General features: G+C 67.4%; 22 protein-coding genes and 1 pseudogene. 12 read left to right on the plus strand and 11 right to left on the minus strand.

The features are described 5' to 3' along the window. Nucleotides 1–10: 10 nt before the first annotated feature. The 4 genes from purN (at nt 11) to MMSP_RS07470 (ending at nt 5,687) form a co-directional block, all read left to right on the plus strand. Nucleotides 11–658, plus strand: a complete 648-nt coding sequence (gene purN, locus MMSP_RS07455) for a phosphoribosylglycinamide formyltransferase (RefSeq protein WP_015357025.1) — start codon at nt 11–13, stop codon at nt 656–658. Beyond that, a complete protein-coding gene (gene purH / locus MMSP_RS07460) occupies nt 655–2,226 on the plus strand; it encodes a bifunctional phosphoribosylaminoimidazolecarboxamide formyltransferase/IMP cyclohydrolase (RefSeq protein ID WP_015357024.1) in 1,572 nt (523 codons plus the stop codon). The genes purN and purH overlap by 4 nt, the downstream gene beginning before the upstream one ends. 76 nt (nt 2,227–2,302) lie before the next feature. Beyond that, the gene (locus tag MMSP_RS07465) at nt 2,303–3,697 is read left to right on the plus strand and encodes an ATP-binding protein (RefSeq protein ID WP_036426298.1); all 1,395 of its coding nucleotides are present in this window, start codon (nt 2,303–2,305) and stop codon (nt 3,695–3,697) included. After that, a complete protein-coding gene (locus MMSP_RS07470; protein ID WP_020786115.1) occupies nt 3,690–5,687 on the plus strand; it encodes a VWA domain-containing protein in 1,998 nt (665 codons plus the stop codon). Before MMSP_RS07465 ends, MMSP_RS07470 begins: the two co-directional genes overlap by 8 nt. Before the next feature lie 27 nt (nt 5,688–5,714). Here MMSP_RS07470 and MMSP_RS07475 read toward each other — a convergent pair whose 3' ends face one another. The 7 genes and pseudogenes from MMSP_RS07475 to MMSP_RS07505 all read right to left on the minus strand — a co-directional run bounded on the left by MMSP_RS07475 (nt 5,715) and on the right by MMSP_RS07505 (nt 15,220). Next, entirely contained in the window at nt 5,715–6,317 is a 603-nt protein-coding gene (locus MMSP_RS07475; protein WP_036426299.1) for a DUF1707 domain-containing protein, read from the minus strand. A 462-nt stretch (nt 6,318–6,779) separates the two neighbouring features. Further along, a complete protein-coding gene (locus tag MMSP_RS07480) occupies nt 6,780–7,553 on the minus strand; it encodes an enoyl-CoA hydratase family protein (protein WP_020729674.1) in 774 nt (257 codons plus the stop codon). A gap of 10 nt (nt 7,554–7,563) precedes the next feature. Then, nucleotides 7,564–8,730 (minus strand): annotated as a pseudogene (locus MMSP_RS07485) (acyl-CoA dehydrogenase family protein). Continuing rightward, complete coding sequence (locus tag MMSP_RS07490; RefSeq protein ID WP_020786118.1) at nt 8,730–10,712, minus strand: biotin carboxylase N-terminal domain-containing protein; 1,983 nt, start codon at nt 10,710–10,712, stop codon at nt 8,730–8,732. The pseudogene MMSP_RS07485 and the gene MMSP_RS07490 overlap by 1 nt, the downstream one beginning before the upstream one ends. Nucleotides 10,713–10,717: 5 nt before the next feature. Then, nucleotides 10,718–12,313: an acyl-CoA carboxylase subunit beta gene (locus tag MMSP_RS07495; protein ID WP_012396083.1), complete on the minus strand. Its 1,596-nt coding sequence runs from the start codon at nt 12,311–12,313 to the stop codon at nt 10,718–10,720. 49 nt (nt 12,314–12,362) lie between these two features. Continuing rightward, entirely contained in the window at nt 12,363–13,511 is a 1,149-nt protein-coding gene (locus MMSP_RS07500) for an acyl-CoA dehydrogenase family protein (protein WP_020786119.1), read from the minus strand. After that, entirely contained in the window at nt 13,508–15,220 is a 1,713-nt protein-coding gene (locus tag MMSP_RS07505) for an acyclic terpene utilization AtuA family protein (RefSeq protein ID WP_020786120.1), read from the minus strand. Before MMSP_RS07505 ends, MMSP_RS07500 begins: the two co-directional genes overlap by 4 nt. A gap of 265 nt (nt 15,221–15,485) precedes the next feature. Here MMSP_RS07505 and rpmF point away from each other — a divergent pair, with 265 nt between their 5' ends. The 5 genes from rpmF to MMSP_RS07530 all read left to right on the plus strand — a co-directional run bounded on the left by rpmF (nt 15,486) and on the right by MMSP_RS07530 (nt 20,241). After that, the gene (gene rpmF, locus MMSP_RS07510; protein ID WP_011742229.1) at nt 15,486–15,659 is read left to right on the plus strand and encodes a 50S ribosomal protein L32; all 174 of its coding nucleotides are present in this window, start codon (nt 15,486–15,488) and stop codon (nt 15,657–15,659) included. A gap of 272 nt (nt 15,660–15,931) precedes the next feature. Further along, a complete protein-coding gene (gene mprA / locus MMSP_RS07515; RefSeq protein ID WP_020726450.1) occupies nt 15,932–16,624 on the plus strand; it encodes a two-component system response regulator MprA in 693 nt (230 codons plus the stop codon). Further along, nucleotides 16,624–18,159: a HAMP domain-containing sensor histidine kinase gene (locus MMSP_RS07520; RefSeq protein ID WP_020786123.1), complete on the plus strand. Its 1,536-nt coding sequence runs from the start codon at nt 16,624–16,626 to the stop codon at nt 18,157–18,159. The genes mprA and MMSP_RS07520 overlap by 1 nt, the downstream gene beginning before the upstream one ends. Before the next feature lie 100 nt (nt 18,160–18,259). Then, on the plus strand, nt 18,260–19,699 hold the full coding sequence (locus MMSP_RS07525; RefSeq protein WP_084472534.1) for a S1C family serine protease: 1,440 nt from the start codon (nt 18,260–18,262) through the stop codon (nt 19,697–19,699). A 44-nt stretch (nt 19,700–19,743) separates the two neighbouring features. Further along, the gene (locus MMSP_RS07530; protein WP_020786125.1) at nt 19,744–20,241 is read left to right on the plus strand and encodes a molybdenum cofactor biosynthesis protein B; all 498 of its coding nucleotides are present in this window, start codon (nt 19,744–19,746) and stop codon (nt 20,239–20,241) included. Nucleotides 20,242–20,260: 19 nt separating this feature from the next. On the opposite strand, the gene mscL is transcribed toward MMSP_RS07530, so the two are convergent. The 4 genes from mscL to MMSP_RS07545 form a co-directional block, all read right to left on the minus strand. Continuing rightward, on the minus strand, nt 20,261–20,716 hold the full coding sequence (mscL, locus tag MMSP_RS07535) for a large-conductance mechanosensitive channel protein MscL (protein ID WP_011742224.1): 456 nt from the start codon (nt 20,714–20,716) through the stop codon (nt 20,261–20,263). Between the two features lie 76 nt (nt 20,717–20,792). Then, nucleotides 20,793–21,467 carry an SAF domain-containing protein gene (locus MMSP_RS07540; RefSeq protein ID WP_015357013.1) on the minus strand — a complete coding sequence of 225 codons (675 nt, stop codon included), beginning with the start codon at nt 21,465–21,467 and terminating at the stop codon, nt 20,793–20,795. Nucleotides 21,468–21,534: 67 nt separating this feature from the next. Next, nucleotides 21,535–21,870, minus strand: a complete 336-nt coding sequence (locus MMSP_RS25730; RefSeq protein ID WP_084472536.1) for an FmdB family zinc ribbon protein — start codon at nt 21,868–21,870, stop codon at nt 21,535–21,537. Nucleotides 21,871–21,944: 74 nt separating this feature from the next. Continuing rightward, complete coding sequence (locus MMSP_RS07545) at nt 21,945–22,538, minus strand: 5-formyltetrahydrofolate cyclo-ligase (RefSeq protein WP_015357012.1); 594 nt, start codon at nt 22,536–22,538, stop codon at nt 21,945–21,947. A gap of 77 nt (nt 22,539–22,615) precedes the next feature. Between MMSP_RS07545 and MMSP_RS07550 the strand changes: the two genes are divergently transcribed. The 3 genes from MMSP_RS07550 to MMSP_RS07560 are packed head-to-tail and all read left to right on the plus strand — an operon-like array spanning nt 22,616 to nt 25,550. Continuing rightward, on the plus strand, nt 22,616–23,533 hold the full coding sequence (locus MMSP_RS07550; protein ID WP_020786127.1) for a UTP--glucose-1-phosphate uridylyltransferase: 918 nt from the start codon (nt 22,616–22,618) through the stop codon (nt 23,531–23,533). 51 nt (nt 23,534–23,584) lie between these two features. Beyond that, nucleotides 23,585–24,874, plus strand: a complete 1,290-nt coding sequence (gene glp, locus MMSP_RS07555; RefSeq protein ID WP_015357011.1) for a gephyrin-like molybdotransferase Glp — start codon at nt 23,585–23,587, stop codon at nt 24,872–24,874. A gap of 22 nt (nt 24,875–24,896) precedes the next feature. Continuing rightward, on the plus strand, nt 24,897–25,550 hold the full coding sequence (locus tag MMSP_RS07560; RefSeq protein ID WP_012396071.1) for a GNAT family N-acetyltransferase: 654 nt from the start codon (nt 24,897–24,899) through the stop codon (nt 25,548–25,550). Nucleotides 25,551–25,679 lie beyond the last annotated feature (129 nt).

The following is a 25,679-nucleotide window of genomic DNA, read 5'->3' on the forward strand; positions in this document are numbered from 1 at the left end:
GGCTCGCCGTGTGCAGGAACCGGTCCGGGTACCCCCGAGTGCACCGGCGCGGCTTGTGGTGCTCGCGTCGGGCACGGGGTCATTGCTGAACTCATTGCTGGACGCCGCCGTGGCCGACTACCCGGCGCGAATCGTCGCCGTTGGGGTCGATCGGGATTGCCGGGCCACTGAGGTCGCCGCGCAGGCGTCGGTGCCCGCCTTCACCGTCCGCGTCTCCGATCACCCCAGCCGCGATGCTTGGGACGCCGCCATCACCGCCGCCACCGCCGCCCACTCGCCTGACCTGGTGGTATCCGCCGGATTCATGAGAATTCTTGGGCCGCAATTCCTTTCGAAATTCCACCAACGGATCCTCAACACCCATCCGGCACTCCTGCCGGCGTTTCCCGGTGCCCATGGGGTAGCAGATGCGCTGGCCTACGGCGTGAAGGTCACCGGTTGTACGGTGCACCTGGTGGACGCCGGGATGGACACGGGACCGATACTGGCGCAGCAAGCCATTGCGGTGCTCGACGGCGACGACGAAGCAACCTTGCACGAACGGATCAAGGTAGTGGAGCGCAAGCTTCTGGTGGACGTGGTGGCCGGGATTGCCACCGGCGGCGTGACGGTGATCGGACGAAAAGCGATGATTGGACGAAAGGCGACCATAGGATGAGCACCGACCACATAAGACGGCCGATCCGCCGCGCGTTGATCAGTGTGTATGACAAGACCGGGCTGGTTGACCTGGCGCAGGGGCTGACCGCGGCCGGTGTCGAGATCGTCTCGACCGGATCAACCGCGAAGACCATTGCCAGCAAAGGGATTCCGGTGACCCGGGTGGAGGAGCTGACGGGATTCCCCGAGGTACTCGACGGGCGGGTCAAGACGCTGCATCCGCGCGTGCATGCCGGCCTGCTGGCCGATCTGCGAAACCCCGAGCACGAGGCGGCGCTGGCCGAGCTCGGAGTCGAGGCATTCGAGCTGGTCGTGGTCAACCTGTACCCGTTCAGCCAGACCGTGGAATCCGGTGCCAGCGTCGACGAATGCGTCGAACAGATCGACATCGGCGGCCCCTCCATGGTGCGGGCGGCGGCCAAGAACCATCCCAGTGTGGCCGTGGTCACCGACCCGCAGGGATACGACGGCGTGCTGGCCGCGGTGCGTAGCGGCGGATTCACCTTCGCCGAACGCAAGAAGCTGGCCTCGCTGGCCTTTCAGCACACCGCCGAATACGACATCGCGGTCGCGAGCTGGATGCAGTCCACGGTGGCGCCCGAGCAGCCCGAAACCGACTTTCCGCGCTGGTTCGGCAGAAATTGGCGGCGTCAGGCGATGCTGCGCTACGGCGAGAACCCGCATCAGCAGGCCGCGCTCTACGCCGACCCCGGCGCTTGGCCGGGATTGGCTCAGGCCGAGCAGCTGCACGGAAAAGAGATGTCCTACAACAACTTCACCGATGCCGACGCGGCCTGGCGGGCCGCCTTTGACCACGAGCAGAAATGCGTGGCAATCATCAAGCACGCCAACCCGTGCGGCATTGCCATCTCGGAGGTTTCGGTCGCCGACGCGCATCGCAAGGCCCACGCCTGCGACCCACTCAGTGCCTACGGCGGCGTGATTGCCTGCAACACCGAGGTCAGCCCAGAGATGGCGGAGTACGTCAGCACCATCTTCACCGAGGTGATCGTCGCACCGGCCTACGCTCCCGCCGCCCTTGATCAGTTGACGAAGAAGAAGAACATTCGGGTGTTGGTGGCATCCGAGCCCCAAGACGGCGGCGCCGAGCTGCGTCCGATCAGCGGGGGACTGCTCATGCAGCAGCGTGACCAGCTCGATGCCGCCGGTGACAACCCGGCCAACTGGACCCTGGCCACCGGCTCGCCCGCCGATCCGGCGACGCTGACCGACCTGGTCTTCGCTTGGCGCAGCTGTCGTGCGGTCAAGTCCAACGCGATCGTCATCGTGGCCGACGGCGCCACCATCGGCGTCGGGATGGGCCAAGTCAACCGCGTCGATGCCGCACGGTTGGCGGTGGAGCGCGGCGGCGAACGCGTCAACGGCGCCGTCGCTGCCTCCGATGCGTTCTTCCCGTTCCCCGACGGCCTCGAGACGTTGACGGCCGCCGGGGTCAAGGCGATCGTGCACCCGGGAGGGTCGGTGCGCGACGAGGAAGTCACCGCGGCGGCTGCCAAGGCGGGCATCACCTTGTACCTCACCGGTTCGCGCCACTTCGCGCATTAGGGGGCCGGTGTGGGTGCATTTGTGCCTGGCTAGGCCCCGTTCCCAGGCGCCTGTCCCTGACTCGTCGTAGCGTGGAGTGGTGACTTCACCGAGCAATCTGCCTCGCACCGTCGGCGAGCTGCGTGCCTCCGGTCATCGCGAGCGGGGGGTTAAGCAGGAAATCCGGGAGAATCTGTTGACCGCGCTGGCCGATGGGCCGGATAACGCGGCCGTCTGGCCGGGCATCGTGGGCTTCGACGACACCGTGATTCCCCAGCTCGAGCGGGCCCTGATCGCGGGCCACGACTTTGTGCTGCTGGGCGAGCGCGGCCAAGGCAAGACTCGGCTGCTGCGCGCGCTGACCGGATTGCTCGACGAGTGGACACCGGTGATCGCCGGTGCCGAACTTCCCGAGCATCCTTACCGGCCGATCACGCCGGAGTCGATCCGCCGGGCCGCGCAGCTAAAAGACGATCTGCCGGTGGCATGGAAGCATCGCAGCGAGCGTTACACCGAAAAACTGGCCACCCCCGACACCAGTGTTGCCGACCTGGTCGGTGACATCGACCCGATCAAGGTGGCCGAGGGCCGCAGTCTCGGAGACCCCGAAACCATCGCCTACGGGCTGATTCCGCGCGCACACCGCGGCATCGTGGCCGTCAACGAGCTGCCCGACCTGGCCGAGCGGATCCAAGTGTCCATGCTCAATGTGATGGAGGAGCGCGACATCCAGGTCCGCGGCTACACCCTGCGCCTGCCGCTGGACGTGTTGGTGGTCGCCAGTGCCAACCCCGAGGACTACACCAACCGGGGGCGCATCATCACCCCGCTCAAAGACAGGTTCGGCGCCGAGATCCGCACTCACTACCCGCTGGAGCTGGAGGCGGAGATGGGTGTCATCGCGCAGGAGGCGCATCTGAGCGCTCAGGTGCCCGATTATCTGTTGCAGGTGATCGCGCGGTTCGCCCGCTACCTGCGCGAGTCCAGTTCGGTCGACCAGCGCTCCGGGGTGTCGGCGCGCTTCGCCATCGCGGCGGCGGAGACCGCGGCGGCCGCCGCCCGCCACCGCGGGGCGGTGCTGGGCGAGACCGACCCGGTCGCCCGGGTGGTCGATCTGGGCACCGTGATCGACGTGCTGCGCGGCAAGCTCGAGTTTGAGTCCGGTGAGGAGGGGCGCGAGCAGGCGGTGCTCGAACACCTATTGCGCCGGGCCACCGCGGATACCGCGTCCCGGGCGCTGGGTGGCATCGACGTCGGCACACTGGTGTCAGCCGTCGAGGGAGGTTCGGCGGTGACGACCGGTGAGCGGGTATCGGCCAAGGATGTGCTGGCGGCCGTTCCGGGACTGCCGGTGGTGGAGACCATCGCACGCAAACTCAACGCCGAATCCGAAGGGGAGCGCGCCGCAGCCCTGGAGCTGGCCCTGGAGGCGCTGTACCTGGCCAAGCGAGTCGACAAAGTGTCCGGGGAGGGCCAAACCGTTTATGGCTGACCGGGCGAAGGGGCACTCGACGCGGTACTCGGCGTACACCGGCGGACCTGATCCGCTGGCTCCGCCGGTAGACCTGCGCGAGGCGCTGGAGCAGATCGGTCAGGACGTCATGGCGGGCACCTCACCGCGCCGGGCACTGTCCGAGCTGCTGCGGCGCGGCACCAAGTCCATGCCCGGCGCCGACAGGTTGGCGTCCGAGGCGAACCGCCGCCGCCGCGAGCTACTGCGCCGCAACAACTTGGACGGCACCCTGCAGGAGATCAAGAAGCTGCTGGACGAGGCGGTGCTGGCCGAGCGCAAAGAATTGGCCCGGGCGCTAGACGATGACGCTCGATTCTCCGAATTGCAGTTGGAGGCATTGCCGCCGTCGCCGGCCAAAGCCGTACAGGAACTCTCCGAGTACGACTGGCGCAGTGGCGAGGCCCGCGAAAAGTACGACCAGATCAAGGATCTGCTGGGCCGCGAGCTACTCGACCAACGCTTCGCCGGCATGAAGCAGGCGTTGGAAGGCGCCACCGACGAGGATCGCCAGCGCGTGAACGAGATGCTCGACGACCTCAACAACCTGCTGGACAAGCACGCCAGGGGACAGGACACCCAGCAAGACTTCCAAGACTTCATGGACAAGCACGGCGAGTTCTTCCCGGAGAACCCGAGCAATGTCGAGGAGCTGCTGGACTCGCTGGCCAAGCGGGCCGCCGCCGCGCAGCGGTTCCGCAACAGCCTGTCCCAGGAGCAGCGTGATGAGCTGGATGCGTTGGCGCAGCAGGCTTTCAGATCGCCTTCGCTGATGCAGGCACTCAACCGCCTCGACGCCCATCTGCAGGAGGCGCGTCCGGGCGAGGACTGGACCGGCCAGCAGCAGTTCTCCGGCGACAACCCGTTCGGCATGGGTGAAGGCACCCAGGCGCTGGCCGACATCGCCGAACTCGAGCAGCTGGCCGAGCAGCTCTCGCAGGCTTATCCGGGCGCCACCATGGATGACGTCGACCTCGACGCGCTGGCCCGTCAACTCGGCGACCAGGCCGCCATCGATGCCCGCACGCTCGCCGAACTGGAACGGGCCTTGGTGAATCAGGGTTTCTTCGACCGAGGATCCGACGGCCAATGGCGGCTGTCACCCAAGGCCATGCGCAGGCTGGGTGAGACCGCATTGCGCGATGTGGTGCAACAACTTTCCGGACGCCGCGGTGAGCGGGATCACCGGCGTGCGGGGGCGGCCGGTGAGCTGACCGGCGCGACCCGGCCCTGGCAGTTCGGTGACACCGAACCGTGGCACATCTCGCGCACGCTGACCAACGCGGTGCTGCGCCAGGCCGGTACGGCGCCTCCTGGCGGCGGCGCCGGCCCGATCCGGATCACCGTCGATGACGTCGAAGTCTCCGAGACTGAGACCCGAACTCAGGCCGCGGTTGCGCTCCTGGTGGACACTTCGTTTTCGATGGTGGTGGAGAATCGGTGGCTGCCGATGAAGCGCACGGCGCTGGCGCTCAACCACCTCGTGTGCACGCGGTTCCGCTCGGATGCGCTGCAGATCATCGCGTTCGGCCGCTATGCGCGGACCGTGACGGCCGCGGAGCTGACCGGTTTGGAGGGCGTCTACGAGCAGGGCACCAACCTGCACCACGCGCTGGCGCTGGCCGGGCGACATCTCAGACGCCACCCGAACGCGCAGCCGGTCGTCTTGGTGGTGACCGATGGGGAACCCACCGCCCATCTCGAGGACTTTTCCGGCGAGGGAGCGGGTTCTGCGGTGTTCTTCGACTACCCGCCGCATCCGCGCACCATTGCCCACACCGTGCGCGGGTTCGATGACATGGCGCGGCTGGGCGCCCAAATCACCATCTTCCGGTTGGGCAGTGACCGGGGCCTGGCCCGGTTCATTGATCAAGTCGCGCGTCGGGTCGAGGGACGTGTCGTCGAACCCGATCTCGACGGACTCGGTGCGGCCGTGGTCGGCGACTACCTGAGGTCTCGGCGCAGGCGCTAGGGCCGTGCGTTTGACCGACTGATGGGTCTACTTGCGCGCCTTGCGTGGTTTGCGTTTGATGCCCACCCCGCCCCAGAACGAGAAGCCCTGAATCTTGACGTTGGGGGCCCCGCGACTGCCCTCGCCCGCGACTTCCCGGTCAAAGTTGCCCATGATTCCGCGGCCGTCGATCTCGACGTTGATCTCGGGCGGCAACAGGATGGTCTGCACGCCCATGATCGAGTAGGCGTGAATTTCGACTTCGGTTGAGGTGAAGTCGGCGTAGCGCAGATCCAATACTCCGCTGCCCCACAGGGTCAAGGTAGTCAGCTTCTTGGGCACGTTCCACCGGCCGCGACGCTCGAACCCGCTCAGCAAGGCCAGCAGCAGAGTCGAAGGTGCCGGGTTGCAGTTGCCGCCGCGGCGCGGACTTACCGCGGCGCCGGGCAGATCGGCGCTCAGCTGGTCCAGCTCCTGATACGTGGTTGCGGCGTAGGCCCTGGTCAATCGGTCTTCATACTCGTTGAGCTGCAGTCGTCCCTGCTCGGCTGCGTATGCCAGCAGCTGTGCGATCTGGATCCGATCGGTATCCGCAGCGAGCGACGAATCGTCGCGCGTGTCCTGTGCGTCACGTCGGGCTGGATTGCTCATCACCCACGAGCCTACGACTTCGCGATTTTGCTGCAAGAGGTGTTGGCTAAACTGCAACGTTCGCGCGGCCGGTGGGCTCTGGTGACCCGGTGCGAAGTGCGCGTTTCTACGGGGCCTGAGATCCGGCGACCGGGCCGCGCGGGGATGGTGATTTGTGATGGCAACGGCGGGGCACGCCGGCTACCCCAGTGTGGCGGATGCGCCGAAGAGTAGGCCGCCGTTGCCCGGGGTACCACCGGTTCCGGCGGATGCGCCGGTGCCGCCGGCTCCACCGTTGCCGCCGCTGCCGCTAAAGCTGGTTCGAGCTCAGCGCGGGCCAGCTCGAGTCGGTCGCGGTGGGTTCCGGCTATCGAGATTCGAGCGGGCATACATGGAGTTTGGTCAATGTATGTTAGTTCGCTGTGCGTCACCAGCCCCGGGCCCGGGGCGGCAGCCTGTCCGGCGGCTTCGGCTGCCGGAGGTTCAGTCGGAGGCCCAGCTGGGTTGGCGTTTCTGCAAGAACGCGAGCATGCCTTCGCGGGCTTCCTCCGAGACGAACAGCCGCGCCGATTCCTCGGTGAGGCGTTCCGCATCACGGTCGAAACCGGCCAGGACGGCCGCGGTGGTCAGTGCCTTCGACGCCGCAAGGCCCTGCGGCGAACCGCGCCCGACATCGGCGATCAGCGCGGCCACCGCGGCCTCCATGTCGTCGGCGGCGATGGTGACCAAACCCATCTCCGCCGCCTCGTCGGCGCCGAACTTCGCTCCGGTCAGGTAGTAGCGGGCGGCCGCCCGCGCCGACAGCTTCGGCAGCAATGTCAGCGAGATGATTGCCGGGGCGACCCCGATCCGGGCTTCGGTCAGCGCAAAGGTGCACGCCGGGCCGGCGACCACGATGTCGCAGGCACCGACCAGGCCGAAGCCTCCGGCGCGCACGTGCCCGTTGATGGCGCCGATCACCGGTCGTGGCGACTCCACAATGGCGCGCAGCACCGTGGTCATTTCCCGGGCCCGCGCGACAGCCAGGTCATAGGGGTCGCCGGAGCCGGCCTCGCTCAAATCCGCGCCAGCGCAGAAGGTGCCGCCGGTGTGCCCGAGCACGACGACCCGAACGCCCGGATCGGCCGCGGCATCCCGCAGCCCCTCATGCAGCTGGGTGACCAGGGTGGTGGACAGGGCGTTGCGGTTGTGCGGGGAGTTCAGCGTCAGACGGGCAACCACGCCGTCACGCGCGTACTCGACGAGACGATCAGCCATCGGTGGGGCCTCAGTAGCTTCGGGGCAGGCCCAGCGACGTCTGCGCGACGAAGTTGAGCACCATTTCACGGCTGATCGGGGCAATTCGGGCCAAGCGCGACGAGGTCAGCATGGCCGCGACGCCGTACTCCTGGGTCAGCCCGTTGCCGCCCATCGACTGCACGGCCTGATCGACCGAGCGGGCCGACGCCTCCGCCGCCGCGTACTTGGCCATGTTGGCGGCCTCGGCCGCTCCGCCGTCATCGCCGTGGTCATACAGCGTCGCGGCCTTTTGCATCATCAGCTTGGCGAGCTCGACTTCGATGTGGCATTGCGCCAAGGGATGCGCCAACCCCTGGTGGGCGCCGATCGGGGTGGACCACACCTGGCGCGTCTTGACGTAGTCGACGGCCCGGTTCAGTGCGAACCGTCCCATGCCGACCGCGCTGGCCGCACCCATGATACGCTCGGGATTCAGCCCGGCGAAAAGCTGGGCGATGGCCGCGTCCTGGGCTCCGACCAGCGCGTCGGCGGGCAGCCGCACATCATCGAGGAAAACCTGGAACTGCCGTTCGGGGCTGACCAGTTCCATGTCGATCGCCGTGTAGGTGAAGCCGGGGGTGTCGGTGGGGACCACGAACAGCGCCGGACGCAGCTTCCCGGTCTTGGCTTCCTCGGTGCGTCCCACCACCAGCACCGCCTGGGCTTGGTCAATACCGGAGATTTAGACCTTCTGCCCCTTGATGATCCAGTCGCTGCCGTCACGGCGGGCGGTGGTGGTGATCTTGTGCGAGTTGGATCCGGCTTCGGGCTCGGTGATGGCGAAGGCCATCGTCAGGGTCCCGTCCGCGATGCCGGGAAGCCAGCGCTGCTTCTGCTCGTCGGTGCCGAACTTGCTGATGATGGTGCCGTTGATGGCCGGCGAGACCACCATCAGCAACAGGGCGGAGCCGGCCGCGGCCATTTCCTCCATCACCATCGACAGCTCGTACATGCCGGCGCCGCCGCCGCCGTACTCCTCGGGCAGGTTCACCCCGATGAAGCCGAGTTTGCCGGCTTCCGACCACAGCTCGGTGGTGTGCTCGTGAGCACGAGCCTTCTTCAGGTAGTACTCGTGGCCGTAGTTGGACGCCCATTCCGATACCGCCTTGCGTAGCGCCCGGCGGTCCTCATTCTCGATGAAGCTGGTGTCGGTCATCACGAATCTCCTTCTGCTTCAGGCGCTTCCACTCTGGCTAGGACGGCGCCGACGTCGACTTGTTGGCCGGTTTGGACGTTGAGCTGGGTAAGTACGCCATCGGTCGGGGCGCTGATGGTGTGCTCCATCTTCATCGCTTCCAACCAGATCAGTGGCTGACCGGCGGTGACGGTATCGCCAACATCGGCGCCCAACCGGATGACGTTGCCCGGCATGGGTGCCACCAGCGATCCTTGTTCGACGGCCGAACCCGGCTCCGGGAAGCGGGGCAGCGCAACCAGGTGCACCGGGCCGCTGGGGGAATCGACGAAGACGTCCTGGCCGTAGCTCGCGACCGTGAAGCGTCGGGCCACCCCGTTTTCGCCGGCCAGCACCACCTCGTTGGGTGTCGCCGATACCAGCCGCACCGAGTCGTCACCGGCAATCTGGAGTCCCGTTCTGGTGAATCGGTATTCGATGCGGTACTCGACGTCACCGCCGTCGCGGTAGGTCTTGACCTGATAGCCCGACGCCACGTTGCGCCAGCCGCTGGGAATGGATCCGAACACCGTCGCGGTTGCCCGGTTGTGGGCGGCGTCGGCGAGGGCCGCGGCGATCGCCGACAAGCGGATGTTGTCCGCGTCGGCCAGCGGCGCGGCCAGTTCGGCCAACCCGTGGGTGTCGAAGAATGCTGTGTCAGTAGCGCTGTCGAGAAACGCCGGATGCCGCAGCACGTTCACCAACAGCTCACGGTTGGTGCGCAGCCCATGCAGGTGGGCGCGGGCCAGCGCATCGGCGAGTACCAGTGCGGACTGCCGGCGCGTGGGGGCGTAGGAGATGACCTTGGCCAGCATGGGGTCGTAATGGATGGACACCACCGAGCCGTCGACAATCCCGGAATCCAGCCGAATTCCGGTGCGCTGTCCCAGCGTGGCGAATTCGGCTCGGACCGACGGCACCTCGATGGTGTGCATCGCGCCCGCCTGCGGCTGCCAGCCTTGCGCGGGATCCTCGGCGTAGAGGCGGGCCTCGATGGAATGACCATGGGCGGGCGGAGGTTCCGCCTCGAGACGGCCACCGTCGGCCACCGCGAGCTGCAGTTCAACCAGATCCAGGCCGGTGGTCTCCTCGGTGACCGGATGCTCGACCTGCAGTCGGGTGTTCATCTCCAGGAAGTAGAACTCGCCCGCATCGTCGGCGAGGAACTCCACGGTGCCGGCGCCGGTGTAGCCGATGGCTTCCGCGGCCAGCCGGGCCGCGTCGAACAGCTTGGCCCGCATCCCCGGGATGCGCTGCACCAAGGGGGAGGGTGCCTCTTCGATGATCTTCTGGTGGCGACGCTGAATGGAGCATTCGCGTTCCCCGACGGCCCACACGGTGCCGTGGGTGTCGGCCATCACCTGAACCTCGATGTGGTGCCCGGTGGGTAGGTAACGCTCGCAGAACACGGTCGGGTCACCGAATGCGGACTGCGCCTCGCGGCGGGCGGCCTCGACTTCGGCGGGCAGGGCCGACAATTCGCGGACCACACGCATGCCGCGACCACCGCCGCCGGCTGAAGCCTTGACGAGCACCGGCAGCTGTGCCGCGGTGACGGTCTCGGGGTCGAGTTCGTCGAGCACCGGCACACCGGCGGCGGCCATCAGCTTCTTGGACTCGATCTTGGAGCCCATCGCGCGCACCGCGTCCACCGGCGGCCCGATCCAGGTCAGGCCCGCCGCGGTGACGGCGGCGGCGAACTCGGGATTCTCCGAAAGGAATCCGTAGCCGGGGTGGATCGCGTCGGCGCCCGCCGCACGGGCGGCGGCGATGATGGCCTCGGCGTTGAGATAGTCGTTGGTCTGCGCCAGCCGCACCCGGGCGTCGGACTCGGCGACATGCGGCGCGGCCGCATCCGGGTCGGTATAGACGGCGACGGTGCCCAGGCCGAGCCGGCGGCAGGTGGCGAACATCCGCCGAGCGATCTCGCCGCGGTTGGCAACTAGCACTCGAGTGATAGACATCGGCATCACATCCGGAAGACGCCGAAGTTCGACGTCCCCTTGATCGGGCCATTGGCAATGGCGGACAAACACATTCCCAGTACGGTGCGGGTGTCGCGCGGGTCGATCACCCCATCGTCATAAAGCATTCCGGACAGCACTAGCGGCAGCGACTCCGCTTCGATCTGGCCCTCGACGGCCGCGCGCATCGCGGCGTCGGCGGCCTCGTCGACCTGCTGGCCGCGAGCCTCCGCGGCCGCTCGCGCCACGATCGACAGCACGCCCGAGAGCTGCGCACCGCCCATGACCGCGGATTTGGCACTGGGCCAGGCGAACAGGAAGCGCGGGTCATAGGCGCGCCCACACATGCCGTAGTGACCGGCACCGTAGGAGGCGCCGAGTAGCAGGGAGATGTGCGGGACCTTCGAGTTGGACACGGCGTTGATCATCATCGAGCCGTGCTTGATCATGCCGCCTTCTTCGTAGTCCTTGCCCACCATGTAGCCGGTGGTGTTGTGCAAGAACAGCAGTGGCGTGTCGGCGCGGTTGGCCAGCTGGATGAACTGGGTGGCCTTCTGTGACTCCTCGCTGAACAGCACGCCGCGGGCGTTGGCCAGGATGCCCACCGGGTAGCCGTGCAGCCGGGCCCAGCCGGTGACCAGCGACGACCCGTACAGCGGCTTGAATTCGTCGAATTCGGAGCCGTCGACGATGCGGGCGATCACTTCACGGGGATCGAAGGGGACGCGCAGATCCGAGGGCACGATGCCGATCAGCTCCTCGGCATCGAAGAGCGGCTCGGTCACCGGCGCGGGGGCTGGGCCCTGTTTGACCCAGTTCAGCCGAGCCACGATGCGGCGCCCAATGCGGATCGCGTCGAGCTCGTCGACGGCAAAGTAATCGGCCAAACCAGATATGCGGGCGTGCATTTCGGCGCCACCGAGCGACTCATCATCGGACTCCTCGCCGGTGGCCATCTTCACCAGCGGGGGACCGGCCAAGAACACCTTGGACCGCTCCTTGATCATCACCACGTGATCGGACATCCCGGGCACGTAGGCGCCACCAGCCGTCGAGTTTCCGAATACCAGTGCAATCGTGGGAATCCCGGCCGCGGACAGCCGGGTCAGATCGCGGAACATCCGCCCGCCGGGGATGAAGATCTCCTTCTGGGTGGGCAGGTCCGCCCCGCCGGATTCCACCAGCGAGACGACGGGAAGCCGGTTCTCGAAGGCGATCTGGTTGGCCCGCAGGATCTTCTTCAACGTCCACGGATTGCTGGTGCCGCCTTTGACCGTCGGGTCGTTGGCGACGATCATGCACTCGACCCCCGCCACCACCCCGATGCCGGTAACGGTGCTGGCGCCGACCTTGAACGCGCTGCCCCAGGCGGCCAGGGGGCTAAGCTCCAGAAAAGGGGAATCCGGGTCGACGAGCAACTCGATGCGTTCCCGGGGAGTCAGCTTGCCGCGGGCATGGTGGCGGTCAACGTACTTGGGCCCGCCGCCCGCCAGCGCGTTGGCGAGTTCGGCGTCGATCTCATCGAGCTTCGTGGTTGCGGCCGAAGCCGCCTCGCTGAAGGCGGCCCCGTTCGGGTCGAGTGTGGAGCGCAATACGGTCACGCGCACCGCCTGCGGTGGCGGGCGAACCGGTGGCGAACTGGTGTTGCAATCATGATTGATACCCCAGGAGTTTGGCGGCCAGTGCGGTCAGGATTTCGGTGGTGCCACCGCCAATGCCCAGGATTTGCATGTCCCGGTATTGGCGTTCGATTTCGGATTCGGCCATATAGCCCATGCCGCCGAACAGCTGAACGGCTTGATTGGCTACCCATTCGCCGGCCTCGACGGCGGTGTTCTTGGCGAAGCAGACCTGCGGGATCAGGTCGTGCTCGCCGGCGAGTTGGCGCTCCACCACGCTGCGCGAGTAGACCCGGGCGACGTCGATGCGGCGGGCCATCTCGGCCAGCGTGTTCTGCACCGATTGGCGCGAGATCAGTGGGCGGCCGAATGTTTCCCGGTCGCGGCACCATTGCACGGTGATGTCCAGGCATCGCTGCGCGCTCGAATACGCCTGTGCGGCAAGCGCGATGCGCTCGGAGACAAACGCCTGCGCGATCTGGGCGAAGCCGCTGTTCTCGGCGCCGACGAGGTTGGCCGCGGGAACCCGCGCATCGGTGTAGGACAGCTCGGCGGTGTCCGAGGAGCGCCAGCCCATCTTGTCCAGCTTGCGGCTGACAACGAACCCCGGGATGCCCTTTTCCACGACCAACAGCGAAACCCCACCGGCTCCGGGGCCTCCGGTGCGGACCGCGGTGACCACGAAGTCGGCGCGTACTCCGGAGGTGATGTAGGTCTTGGCGCCGTTGACGATGAAGTGGTCACCTTCGCGCACCGCGCTGGTCCGCAGATGCCTCACATCCGAGCCGCCGCCGGGTTCGGTGATGGCAAGCGCGCCGATTTTGTTCCCGGCCAGCGTGGGCCGAACGAACTCCTCGATCAGTCGCTCATCGCCCGAGGCAATCATGTGCGGCACCGCGATACCGCAGGTGAACAGCGATGCGAAAACCCCACCCGGGGCACCCGATTGGTGCATCTGTTCGCAGATGATCACCGAGTCGGCGCCGTCGCCGCCGCCCCCGCCAGCGGATTCGGGCAGTCCGGCGCCCAACAGGCCGGCCGCCCCGGCGCGGCGATGCAGGTCACGGGGCAACTCGCCGGTGCGTTCCCATTCGTCGATGTGCGGTAGCACTTCCGGCTCGGCGAATGAGCGCACCGACTTGCGCAACTCTTCGCGCTCGGGGGTGTTCCAGATGCTCATAGGAGGCTCTCCGGGATATCGAGGTGGCGGCTGCGCAGCCATTCGCCCAGCCCTTTGGCTTGCGGGTCGAATCGCGCCTGATAGGCCACGCCTTGACCGAGAATCCCCTCGATGACGAAGTTCAGCGCCCGCAGGTTGGGCAACGCGTAGCGGGTGACTTGCAGATTGGCCGCCTCGGGCAGCAGTTCCTTGAGCAGTTCCACGGTCAGCGTGTTGGCCAGCCAGCGCCACTGCTCGTCGGTGCGCACCCATAGTCCGACGTTGGCCGACCCGCCCTTGTCCCCGCTGCGGGCGCCGGCAATCAGGCCCAGCGGTACCCGTCGGGTCGGGCCGGTGGGCAGCGGATCGGGCAAGGCCGGGGGATCGACCGATTCCAGTTCCAGGGTCTCGGTGGCGCAGGGGATATCGGTGCGCGTGCCGTCGGCGTGCACGGCGATGTGTGGCACCAGCTTGGCGTCCACGTAGCCGGGCACGAACACCCCATACACCTGGCCGTCGCCCGGGGGCGCGGTCGAGGTGAATCCGGGGTAGCTGGCCAACGCCAATTCCACCGCGGCCGAGGAGAATTTGCGGCCCACATTGGCGGGGTCGGGGTCACGGACCACGCAGTGCAGCAGGGCGCCGGCGGCTTCCTCGGTGTCGGCGTCGACGTGGTCGGTGCGGGCCAGGGTCCATTCCAGTTCGGCGGGTTTGACGGTCAGGGTGGCCTCGAGCTGGCGTTGCACGAGCTCGGCCTTGGCCTCGATGTTCAGACCCGTCAAGACGAACGTCATGGCGTTGCGGAACCCGCCGATGCTGTTCAGCGACACCTTCAGGGCCTGTGGGGGCGCTTCGCCGATCACGCCGCCGATGCGCACCCGATCCGGGCCATCGCTGGACAGCTGGATGGTGTCCATCCGGGCCGTCACGTCCGGATTGGCGTAGCGGGCGCCGGATATCTCGTAGAGCAGTTGTGCGGTGACGGTGTCTGGGCTGACCAGCCCACCGGTGCCGGGGTGTTTGGTGATCACCGAGGTGCCGTCGGCGCTGACCTCGGCCAGCGGGAAGCCGGCGTAGGTCAGATCGGGGACCTCGGTGAAGAAGGCGTAGTTGCCGCCGGTGGCCTGGACCCCGCATTCGATGACATGGCCGGCCACCACGGCGCCGGCCAGCTGGTTGTAGTCGGTGCGGCCCCAGCCGAAGTGCGCCGCCGCGGATCCGACGATCACCGAGGCGTCGGTGACCCGGCCGGTGACCACGACGTCGGCCCCGCTGTTGAGGCAATCGACGATGCCCCACGCGCCCAGGTAGGCGTTGGCTGTCAGCGGTGTGCCCAGGCCGAGTTCGGCCGCGCGGGGCGCCAGATCGTCGCCTTCCACGTGGGCGATGCGGGCGCCGATGCCCAGGCGCTCGGCTAGGGCCCTGATCGCATCGGCCAGCCCGGCGGGATTGAGGCCGCCGGCGTTGGCGACGATGCGCACTCCGCGATCGTGGGCCAGTCCCAGGCAGTCTTCGAGCTGGGCCAGGAAGGTCTTGGCGTAGCCGCGCTCGGGGTTCTTCATCCGGTCGCGGCCCAGGATCAGCATGGTCAGTTCGGCCAGGTAGTCGCCGGTGAGGTAGTCCACCTCGCCGCCGGTGAGCATTTCGCGCATCGCCGAGAGACGGTCCCCGTAGAAACCGGAACAGTTCGCGATGCGTACGGCGCCGGACGCATCAGAACGAGACGCCATCCGCGTCCTCCTTCATCGGGGTTACCGGTGGGCAGGGTTTGCCGGTGCGTGAACCAACCAACCGGTGGGTCAGCATAGCGGGACTCCTGCCACGGTGTGATACCCGCCTCACTCGGTGCGCGAACACGGCGGATCCGGCGGTGCCCGGTTTTGGCAACCAGCAGGTCACCGACTATCGTTGACGTCATTCGTCGCCGCTGTGCCGATTGGTCATGCCGTGCGACATGTTGAACCCGAAACCCCGACCGAGGAGTTAGGTCCGACCATGGCCACACCAAAGCGCAGGATGTCGCGCGCGAATACTCGAAGCCGGCGCTCGCAGTGGAAGGCCACCAAGGCCGAACTCGTCGGCGTCACCGTTGGCGGTCAGAAGCACAAGGTGCCTCGCCGGCTGCTCAAGGCGGCCCGGCTCGGTCTCATCGATCTCGACCGTCGATAGCCCGATTACCCTGGGCCATCGCGCCTGGGTGTCTCTGTCCTCTTAGCGGCGACTGCCGTCGCTGCTGAGTGGGCGCAACCCGGCCCCTTCCTAGTGGGGCCAATGTGGCGGTTGTGATACGGCGCGGCATGACGGCCGCGCGGTGCATCGATGCCGGCTGCCTGGCGGCGCTGGCAAACCGTTGGTTATTGATCCCGATCAAATTGTGACGCTGTCGTCATTTCGGCGCGCCTCTCAGGCCGCTCTCAGGCGTTAGGACGAAACTAATGTCCGTGCGGATACTTGTCGTCGACGACGATCGCGCGGTGCGCGAGTCGCTGCGCAGGTCGCTTTCCTTCAATGGCTACACGGTTGAGCTGGCACACGATGGTGTGGAAGCTCTCGAGATGATTGCCAGTGATCGGCCTGACGCGTTGGTGCTGGACGTCATGATGCCGCGACTGGATGGCTTGGAGGTATGCCGTCAACTTCGCAGCACCGGTGATGATCTGCCCATTCTCGTGCTGACCGCCCGGGATTCCGTCTCCGAACGGGTCGCGGGGCTCGATGCCGGCGCGGATGACTACCTGCCGAAGCCGTTCGCGCTGGAAGAGCTGTTGGCGCGGATGCGCGCGTTGCTGCGCCGCACCAAGCCCGAAGACGACGAAGCCGCCGATTCGGTAGCCATGACGTTCTCCGACCTGAGCCTGGACCCGGTGACCCGGGAGGTGACCCGCGGGGCGCGGCGCATCAGCCTCACCCGAACCGAGTTCGCCCTGCTGGAGATGCTGATCGCCAACCCGCGACGGGTGCTGACCCGCAGCCGCATCCTCGAAGAGGTGTGGGGCTTCGACTTTCCCACGTCCGGCAACGCGCTCGAGGTCTACGTGGGCTACCTGCGGCGTAAAACCGAGGCCGAGGGCGAGCCGCGGCTGATCCACACCGTGCGCGGGGTGGGTTACGTGCTACGCGAAACGCCACCCTGATGGCGGGATTCCGTCGCGGACCGCGCGCACCGCTGCGTGCCACCAGCTCGCTGTCGCTGCGCTGGCGGGTGATGCTGCTGGCGATGTCCATGGTGGCGATGGTCGTGGTGCTGATGTCCTTCGCCGTCTATGCGGTGATCTCCGCCGCCCTTTACAGCGACATCGACAACCAGCTGCAGAGCCGGGCGCAGTTGTTGATCGCCAGCGGCTCGCTGGCCGCCGATCCGGGCAAAGCCATCGAGGGCACCGCCTACTCGGATGTGAACGCGATGCTGGTGAACCCGGGCCGGTCGATCTACACGGCCAACCAGCCGGGGCAGACCCTGCCGGTCGGGGCGCCGGAGAAAGCGGTGATCCACGGGGATCTGTTCTTGTCCCGGCGCACCGTGTCCGATCAGCGCGTGCTTGCGATCCATCTGCCCAACGGCAGCTCGCTGCTGATCTCCAAGAGTTTGAAACCGACCGAAGCGGTCATGACAAAGCTGCGCGCCGTGCTGCTGATCGTTGGTGGCGTTGGCGTCGCGGTCGCCGCCGTGGCCGGTGGAATGGTGACCAGGGCCGGGTTGCGCCCGGTGGGTCGGCTTACCGAAGCGGCCGAGCGGGTCGCCCGCACCGACGACCTGCGGCCCATCCCGGTTTTCGGCAGCGACGAGTTGGCCAGGCTTACCGAGGCATTCAACTTGATGCTGCGAGCGCTGGCCGAGTCCCGGGAACGGCAGGCGCGGCTGGTCTCCGACGCCGGCCACGAGTTGCGTACCCCGCTGACTTCGCTGCGCACCAATGTCGAGCTGCTGATGGCGTCGATGGAGCCCGGCGCGCCACGCCTGCCGGAGCAGGAGATGGTTGGCTTGCGCGAGGATGTGGTCGCCCAGATCGAGGAATTGTCCACTCTGGTGGGCGACCTAGTCGACCTGACCCGTGGCGATGCCGGTGTCGTGGTGCACGAACCCGTCGACATGGCCGAGGTGGTCGACCGCAGCCTGGAGCGAGTCCGGCGCCGTCGCAACGACATCCACTTCGACGTCGATGTCGTCGGTTGGCAGGTCTACGGCGATGCGGCCGGGTTGTCGCGGGCGGCACTGAATTTGATGGATAACGCCGCCAAATGGAGTCCGCCGGGCGGCCGGGTGGGCATCCGGCTGCGCCAGCTTGATCCATCGCACGCGGAGCTGGTGGTGTCCGACAACGGGCCGGGCATTTCCCCGCAGGAGCGTCGTCTGGTCTTCGAGAGGTTCTACCGGTCCACTTCGGCGCGGGCGATGCCGGGCTCGGGCCTGGGGCTGGCCATCGTCAAGCAGGTGGTGCTCAATCACGGGGGATCGCTGCGCATCGAAGACACCGTCCCGGGCGGTCAGCCGCCCGGAACAGCAATCTGCATGCTGTTGCCTGGGCGCCCGATGCCGGATTCGGCCTACCCGGCGGCCCCCGATGACAAAAAAACCGAGCCCGTAGACACCCGCGGCGCCAATGGCGCGAACTCTCGGGGTTCGGCGAACGTTATCTCAGTGGATTCTCAGTCCGCGCGCGCAAGGTAGTTGTGCAGTTACTGTTGACCATCAAGCCCATGCAAGCAGCGCATGGCTGGAAAATCGAGGGCCAAACAAAGCCCGAGCAGAGGAAGAGCGACTTAGCGACATGACGAATCACCCGAGGTATTCGCCACCGCCGCAGCAGCCGGGATATCGTACCGCGCCTAACCAGCCAGTGCCGCCCGCTTATGCCCAGGGGCCGCAGCAAAATTACAACCCGCAGTTCGACTGGCGCTATCACCAGTCCCGCCCGCAGCCGCGCCCGCCCTACGAGGGTGTGAGCGGTATCGGGCCGGGCCTACTGCCGCCCGCCACCGGTCCGGGACCGATCCCGCCCGACACCGGGCCGGGCCCGATCCCCGGCGGCACGGGGCCGGGGCCGATTCCCGGCATGCTGCCACCGATGGCGCCCCCTCCCAACGTAATTCGCGAACGTCGACCCCGGGCCGGAATGTTGGTCATGGGTGCGGTGGTGATCGCGGTGGTGTCCGCCGGTATCGGCGGTGCGGCCGCATCGATCATCGAACTCAACCGCTCGCCGGCAACGAGCAGCGGTCGTGAAATGGTTGCCAGCGGGGCTCCGAGTGTCCCCGCAGCAAACATGCCGCCGGGTTCGGTGGAGCAGGTGGCCGCCAAAGTGCTGCCCAGCGTCGTGATGCTGGAAACCGACGTGGGCCGCCAGTCCGAAGAGGGTTCGGGCATCATCTTGTCGGCCGACGGATTGGTCATGACCAACAACCACGTGGTGGCCGCCGCCGCCAAGCCGCCCGCCGGTGCGCCGGAGCCCAAGACCACGGTCACGCTCTATGACGGGCGTACCGCGTCGTTCACCGTGGTCGGGGCCGACCCCACCAGCGATATCGCCGTCGTCCGGGTGTCCGGGGTCAGTGGCCTGACCCCGATTGCGCTGGGATCGTCGGCGGACCTGCGGGTCGGCCAGCCGTTGCTGGCGATCGGATCCCCGCTGGGCCTGGCCGGCACCGTGACCACGGGAATCGTCAGCGCCCTCAACCGTCCGGTGTCCACCACCGGTGAGTCGGGTAACCAGAACACCGTGCTGGATGCCATCCAGACCGACGCCGCGATCAACCCGGGTAACTCCGGTGGCGCGCTGGTCAACATGAACGCTCAACTGGTGGGCATCAACTCGGCCATCGCCACGCTGGGCGCGGACTCCGGCGATGCCCAAAGTGGTTCCATCGGCCTGGGCTTCGCGATTCCGGTCGACCAGGCCAAGCGCATCGCCGACGAGTTGATCAGCACCGGCAAGGCATCACACGCCTCGCTGGGTGTGCAGGTGACCACCGGCAAGGGGGTACCCGGCGCCAAGGTTGTCGAGGTGGTGCAGGGCGGTGCGGCCGCGACCGCCGGGTTGCCCAAGGGCGTTGTCGTCACCAAGGTCGATGACCGGGCGATCACCAGCGCCGACGCGCTGGTCGCCGCGGTGCGGTCCAAGGCGCCGGGTGACAAGGTGTCGCTGACCTTCCAGGATCCCGACGGCAGTACTCGTACCGTGCAAGTCACCCTCGGCAAGGCGGAACAGTGAACGCCGATGCACAGCTGTCCGACCTCGGATATAGCGTTGCACCCATGGAACAGGGTGCGGAGTTAGTAGTCGGCCGGGCACTCGTCGTCGTCGTGGACGACCGCACCGCGCACGGCGATGAGGATCACAGCGGGCCGCTGGTCACCGAGCTGCTCACCGAGGCCGGTTTCGTCGTCGACGGGGTGGTTGCGGTTGAGGCCGACGAGGTCGACATCCGAAACGCGTTGAACACCGCGGTGATTGGCGGGGTGGACCTGGTGGTATCGGTGGGCGGCACCGGTGTGACGCCGCGTGACGTCACCCCGGAGGCCACCCGCGAGATTCTGGACCGCGAAATTCTGGGTATTGCCGAGGCCATCCGGGCCTCGGGATTGTCCGCCGGAATCACCGACGCCGGGCTCTCACGTGGCTTGGCCGGGGTATCCGGGAGCACGTTGGTGATCAACCTGGCCGGGTCCCGCTATGCCGTGCGGGATGGGATGGCGACGCTGAATCCGTTGGCCGCCCACATCATCGGCCAACTGTCGAGTCTGGAGATCTAGGCCCGGGCCCGGTGACGGGTCAGGTGTCCGCGCGGGGTCCGTAGTTCGGCGGGGGCGTCCCGGCTGTCCCCGGGGCCTCGTGCCGGCCGGACGAGTTGGAGTTCGTCTGTGCGAGCAAGTCGCGGATTTCGGTGAGCAGGACGATTTGGGCGTCGTCGGCCTGCTCGACCTCACCCTTCTTGCGCAACGTGTTGTAGGGCACCACCACCAGGAAATAGACCACCCCGGCGACCAGGATGAAGTTGATGGTGGCCGACAGCAATACGTTCAAGTCGATGCTCTGGCCGCGGCCGATGCCGATCTTCAAGATGCCCAGATCGGACTGCTCGTTGACGCCCACCCGGTTGATCAGCGGCGTGATGATGCTGTCGGTGAACCTGGTGACCAGCGCCGTGAATGCCGTACCGATGACCACGGCGACGGCCAGGTCGACGATATTGCCCCGCGAGAGAAACTCCTTGAACCCTTTGAGCATTGGGATGTCCCTTCAGGAATGGACCGAGACTGGACCGCGTTTGCTGTCGATCACCTGTCCAACGGCGGCGAGCTGCTCAGTGCAGGGTCAGGGTGAGAGTCTGCCCAAGCGCAGAGCCCGCCACCATGTTCGCCAGGCGAGCCGGCAGCGCAACCAACACTACGCGGTGAGCGTGCGTTTGTAGCTCCTGCTTGGCCGACACCAGCACGACGACGGCGTCGGTGGCCACGACCTTCGCGGCCGGTGGGGAGGGCTGATTGGCCGCCGGCGCGTCGGTGGGCGGCGCGGCCAGGACGTCCACGACGTCGCCGACCCGGATCAGATCGATCAGCGCACTGTCGGCCAGATGCAGCGGCACGACCCGGGCGCCGGGGCCGGCGGTGGACTCGGCCAGCCGGCTGCCCAGGATTCGGACGTCGGTGAGCACCTCGCCGCGCCGGGTGGGGCTGGCCAGTGTCGCCCCGACCAATGCGCCCACATCGGTTTGGGATCCGTCGGGAAGGGTTGCGGCCGAACGCGTTTCCAGGCGGACGTCCGCGATGGTCAACGGTGTGCCCGGCGACAGGTCACGCGCGGCAACCACCACCTCGCAGAGGTTGGTGTCAGGGCTGGGCCACAGGGCGGCGACGGCGGCCAGCACGACCAGAACGCCCGCGACAACGCGGCGGGCCAGGACGGTCCGGGTCCACTCGGGACGCACCGACACCGCTATGCGGCTGAGCAGGGTTGGGTTCAGCGAGGGATCCGCCACGGTGCAAACGGTAGGCGGGTGGCGGGGCGGCCGGGTGCCGGTCAGACGGCTCCCTGTGGATGACCCGCTAGCTCGAGGTGCTGGCTGCGGCCGGGGTGGCGCTGCTTGTCGACTTCTCCTTGGAGCTCGACGACGTGCTCGACGTCTTGGCGTCGCTCGACCCGGAGCTGCTGGAAGATTCGCTCGACGACGACCCGCCGCTGGAGCTCTTCGATTTCTTTGTCGCGTCGCGGCTATCGGTGCGGTAGAAACCGCTGCCCTTGAACAGGACGCCAACTGCGTGGAACAGCTTGCGCAGCCGACCGGAGCATTCCTCGCACGTGGTGAGCGAGTCGTCGGTGAACGACTGCACAACGTCGAAGCGGTTGCTGCACTCAGTGCACTCGTAGCTGTAGGTCGGCACAGAAACCTCCGGATTTGGTCAGTCTGGGTTAGCACTCTACCGTTTCAAGTGCTAGAGCCGCCACGTGAGCTCGATCATTCCCGGTGTGGAAAGGAAATGATCCCGCGCTGGGGGGTAATCGCGTGCGTCATCCGCACGTCGTGCGGCTCCGAGGGCAACCGGTCGACCACCTCCTCGTCGCGCACGATCGCCAGCAAGCGGGCTTGCGGGTTGCGGTTGGTCAGGGACCGGTCGTAAAAGCCCAGCCCCTTGCCGAGCCGGACACCCTCGAGGTCGACGGCCAGGGCGGGCAGCAGCACCAGGCTGGCCTGGCCCACGGCTGACTCCGGCAGCCAGGGCGCCGGCGGTTCCAGCAGTCCCCAGCGGCCGCGCACCAGCTCACCGGGCCGATACTCGCCCCACATCAGCGGCAATGGGCCGTCGCCGTCGGTGGTGCGGGCGACCGGCAGCAGCACCCGCGCCCCATGCTGCAACAACACGTCGAGCATGGTGATCGAGCCCGGCTCGGTGCCGACCGGAACGTATCCGCAGACGGTGGCGCCACCGTCGATGACCTGCGCCAAGTGCGCATCGAGGAGCAGGGCTTCGGCGGCGTGAACGTCGTCGGGGACCACGCGCCGGGCCTGCCGCAGCCGCGCCCGCATCGCCGCCTTGTTCACCGACGTCATGGCCTCAACGATGACAGGTCACGATTTCTACCGGCCGGACCGACTCGGCGATTCCTGGCGAGGTTATCGTTTGAACGATGTCACAAGAAGTTGCGATCCCCTTTACGGCGATCGTTCCCGCTGCCGGCCTGGGTACGCGGTTCCTACCTGCGACTAAGACGGTGCCCAAGGAGCTGCTGCCGGTCGTCGACACGCCCGGTATCGAGCTGGTGGCCGCCGAGGCGGCCACCGCCGGTGCCGAGCGGCTGGTGATCGTCACTTCGGAGGGCAAGGACGGGGTTGTCGCGCACTTTGTCGAGGACTTGGTGCTCGAGGGCACGTTGGAGGCCCGCGGCAAGACGGCCATGCTGGCCAAGGTTCGCCGGGCCCCGGCACTGATCAAGGTCGAGTCCGTGGTGCAGGCCGAGCCGCTCGGACTGGGGCATGCCATCAGCTGTGTCGAGCCGACGCTGTCCGATGATGAGGACGCCGTATCGGTGCTCTTGCCCGACGACCTGGTGCTGCCGACCGGCGTGCTGGAGACGATGTCGAAGGTGCGGGCCCGGCTGGGCGGCACGGTGTTGTGTGCCATCGAGGTATCCCCCGACGAGATCAGCGCCTACGGCGTGTTCGATGTCGAGCCGGTGCCGGGCGGGGAATGGGCGGCAAATCCCGATGTTCTCAAGGTCAAGGGCATGGTCGAAAAGCCCAAGACCCAAGACGCGCCGTCGATGTTCGCGGCCGCGGGGCGCTATGTGCTCGACCGCGCCATCTTCGATGCGCTGCGCCGGATCGAGCGCGGCGCCGGGGGTGAAGTTCAGCTCACCGACGCGATCGCGCTGCTGATCGCCGAGGGGCATCCGGTCCATGTCGTGGTGCACCGCGGATCCCGACACGACTTGGGAAATCCCGGCGGCTACCTCAAGGCTGCGGTTGACTTTGCATTGGATCGTGACGACTACGGCCCGGATTTGCGGCGATGGTTGGTGGCGCGATTGGGCCTGACCGAGCAGTAGCCGAGCGGGTTGGGCCCAGCTCGCCCACTTGGCTCGACGGAAAGGCGCGCTGTGCGTTCTGTAGAGGAGCAGCAGGCCCGAATATCGGCCGCCGCGGTGGCCCCGAGGCCGATCCGTGTTGCCATCGCCGAGGCGCAGGGCCTGATGTGCGCCGAAGAAGTGGTCACCGAACGTCCCCTTCCGGGTTTTGATCAGGCCGCCATCGACGGGTATGCGGTGCGCAGCGTCGACGTGGTGGGGGTCGGGCAAGACCTCGCCTCCGGCGCCGCCGAGTTCTTTGTCGACGACGGCAGCGCTACCAGCCGTGATGCGGTCACGCTGCCGGTGATGGGCACCATCGAAGCCGGTGCTCGCACACCCACCAGGTTGCAGCCCAAGCAGGCGGTTCGGGTGCAGACCGGGGCCCCGCTACCGACGCTGGCCGACGCGGTCCTGCCGCTGCGGTGGACCGATGGCGGAATGAATCGGGTTCGGGTGCTGCGCGGGGCGCCGTCGGGCGCCTATGTGCGCCATGCCGGTGACGATGTGCAGCCCGGTGACGTCGCGGTGCGCTCCGGCACCATCATCGGGGCCGCCCAGGTGGGGCTGCTGGCCGCGGTGGGGCGCGAACGGGTGCTGGTGCACCCGCGGCCGCGGCTGTCGGTCATGGCGGTGGGCGGGGAGCTGGTGGACATCTCCCGCACGCCGGGCAATGGGCAGGTGTACGACGTCAACTCCTACGCGCTGGCGGCCGCCGGCCGGGACGCCGGCGCCGAGGTGAACCGGGTCGGCATCGTCAGCAACGACCCCAAGCAACTCGGCGAGATCGTCGAGGGCCAGATCAACCGGGCTGAGGTGGTGGTGATCGCCGGCGGGGTGGGCGGCGCGGCCGCCGAGGCGGTCCGCTCGGTGCTTTCCGAGCTCGGCGATATGGAAGTGGTTCGCATCGCGATGCATCCGGGATCCGTTCAGGGGTTCGGCCAACTCGGCCGCGATCGGGTCCCGACGTTTCTGCTGCCCGCCAACCCGGTCAGCGCCTTGGTGGTGTTCGAGGTGATGGTTCGTCCGCTCATCCGGCTCTCCCTGGGCAAACGCCAACCGATGCGCAGGATCGTGCAGGCCCGCACGCTGTCGCCGATCACCTCGGTGGCCGGCCGCAAGGGCTACCTGCGCGGCCAGCTCATGCGGGATCAGGAGAGCGGCGAATACCTGGTTCAGGCGCTGGGCGGGGCTCCGGGGGCATCCTCGCACTTGCTGGCCACGCTGGCCGAGGCAAACTGTCTGGTTGTGGTACCCACCGGAGCCGAACAGATCCGTACCGGCGAGATCGTTGACGTCGCCTTCCTGGCGCAGCACGGGTAGAGCGACCCACGGCAAGATCTTCGTGAACCTCATGCGCGCTGGGCAGCGCCATCCCGGTTGGCCGATGGATGTCGGTCCGCTGCGGGTTCGTGCCGGCGTGATCCGGCTGCGCCCGGTTCGAATGCGCGACGGCGCGCAGTGGAGCCGGACCCGGCTGGCCGACCGCGCTCACCTGGAACCGTGGGAGCCCAGCGCGGAGGGCGACTGGACCATCCGGCATTCGGTCGCGGCCTGGCCGGCGGTGTGTTCGGGGCTGCGTTCGGAGGCGCGTAAGGGCCGGATGCTGCCGTATGTGATCGAGCTGGACGGCAGGTTCTGTGGCCAGCTGACCGTCGGCAACGTGGTGCACGGGGCGCTGCGTTCGGCCTGGATCGGCTATTGGGTCGCCAGCTCGCAGACCGGTGGGGGAATCGCCACCGGTGCGGTGGCACTGGGGCTGGACCACTGCTTCGGGCCGGTGGGGCTGCACCGGGTGGAAGCCACGGTGCGCCCGGAGAACGCGGCCAGCCGAGCGGTGCTGGCGAAGGTCGGGTTCCGCGAGGAGGGGCTGTTGCGCCGCTACCTCGAGGTGGACCGGGCATGGCGCGATCACCTGCTGGTTGGCCTCACCGTCGAAGAGGTCGAAGGGTCGGTGGTCTCGACGCTGGTTCGTGCGGGGCAAGCCAGCCGGCTCTGAGCGCCGGCGGCAAACCGGCCGGTGCGAATGGCGAAATCCCGCTGGCGGGAGCCCTAGGGAAAATTGGGGCTATCGCGACACGTGTGGCGTGTGGTGCTTGTGGGAGGCAAATTACAGGTGTGTAATTGC

This window comes from Mycobacterium sp. 012931 (assembly GCF_000419295.1).
GTDB lineage: Bacteria > Actinomycetota > Actinomycetes > Mycobacteriales > Mycobacteriaceae > Mycobacterium > Mycobacterium marinum.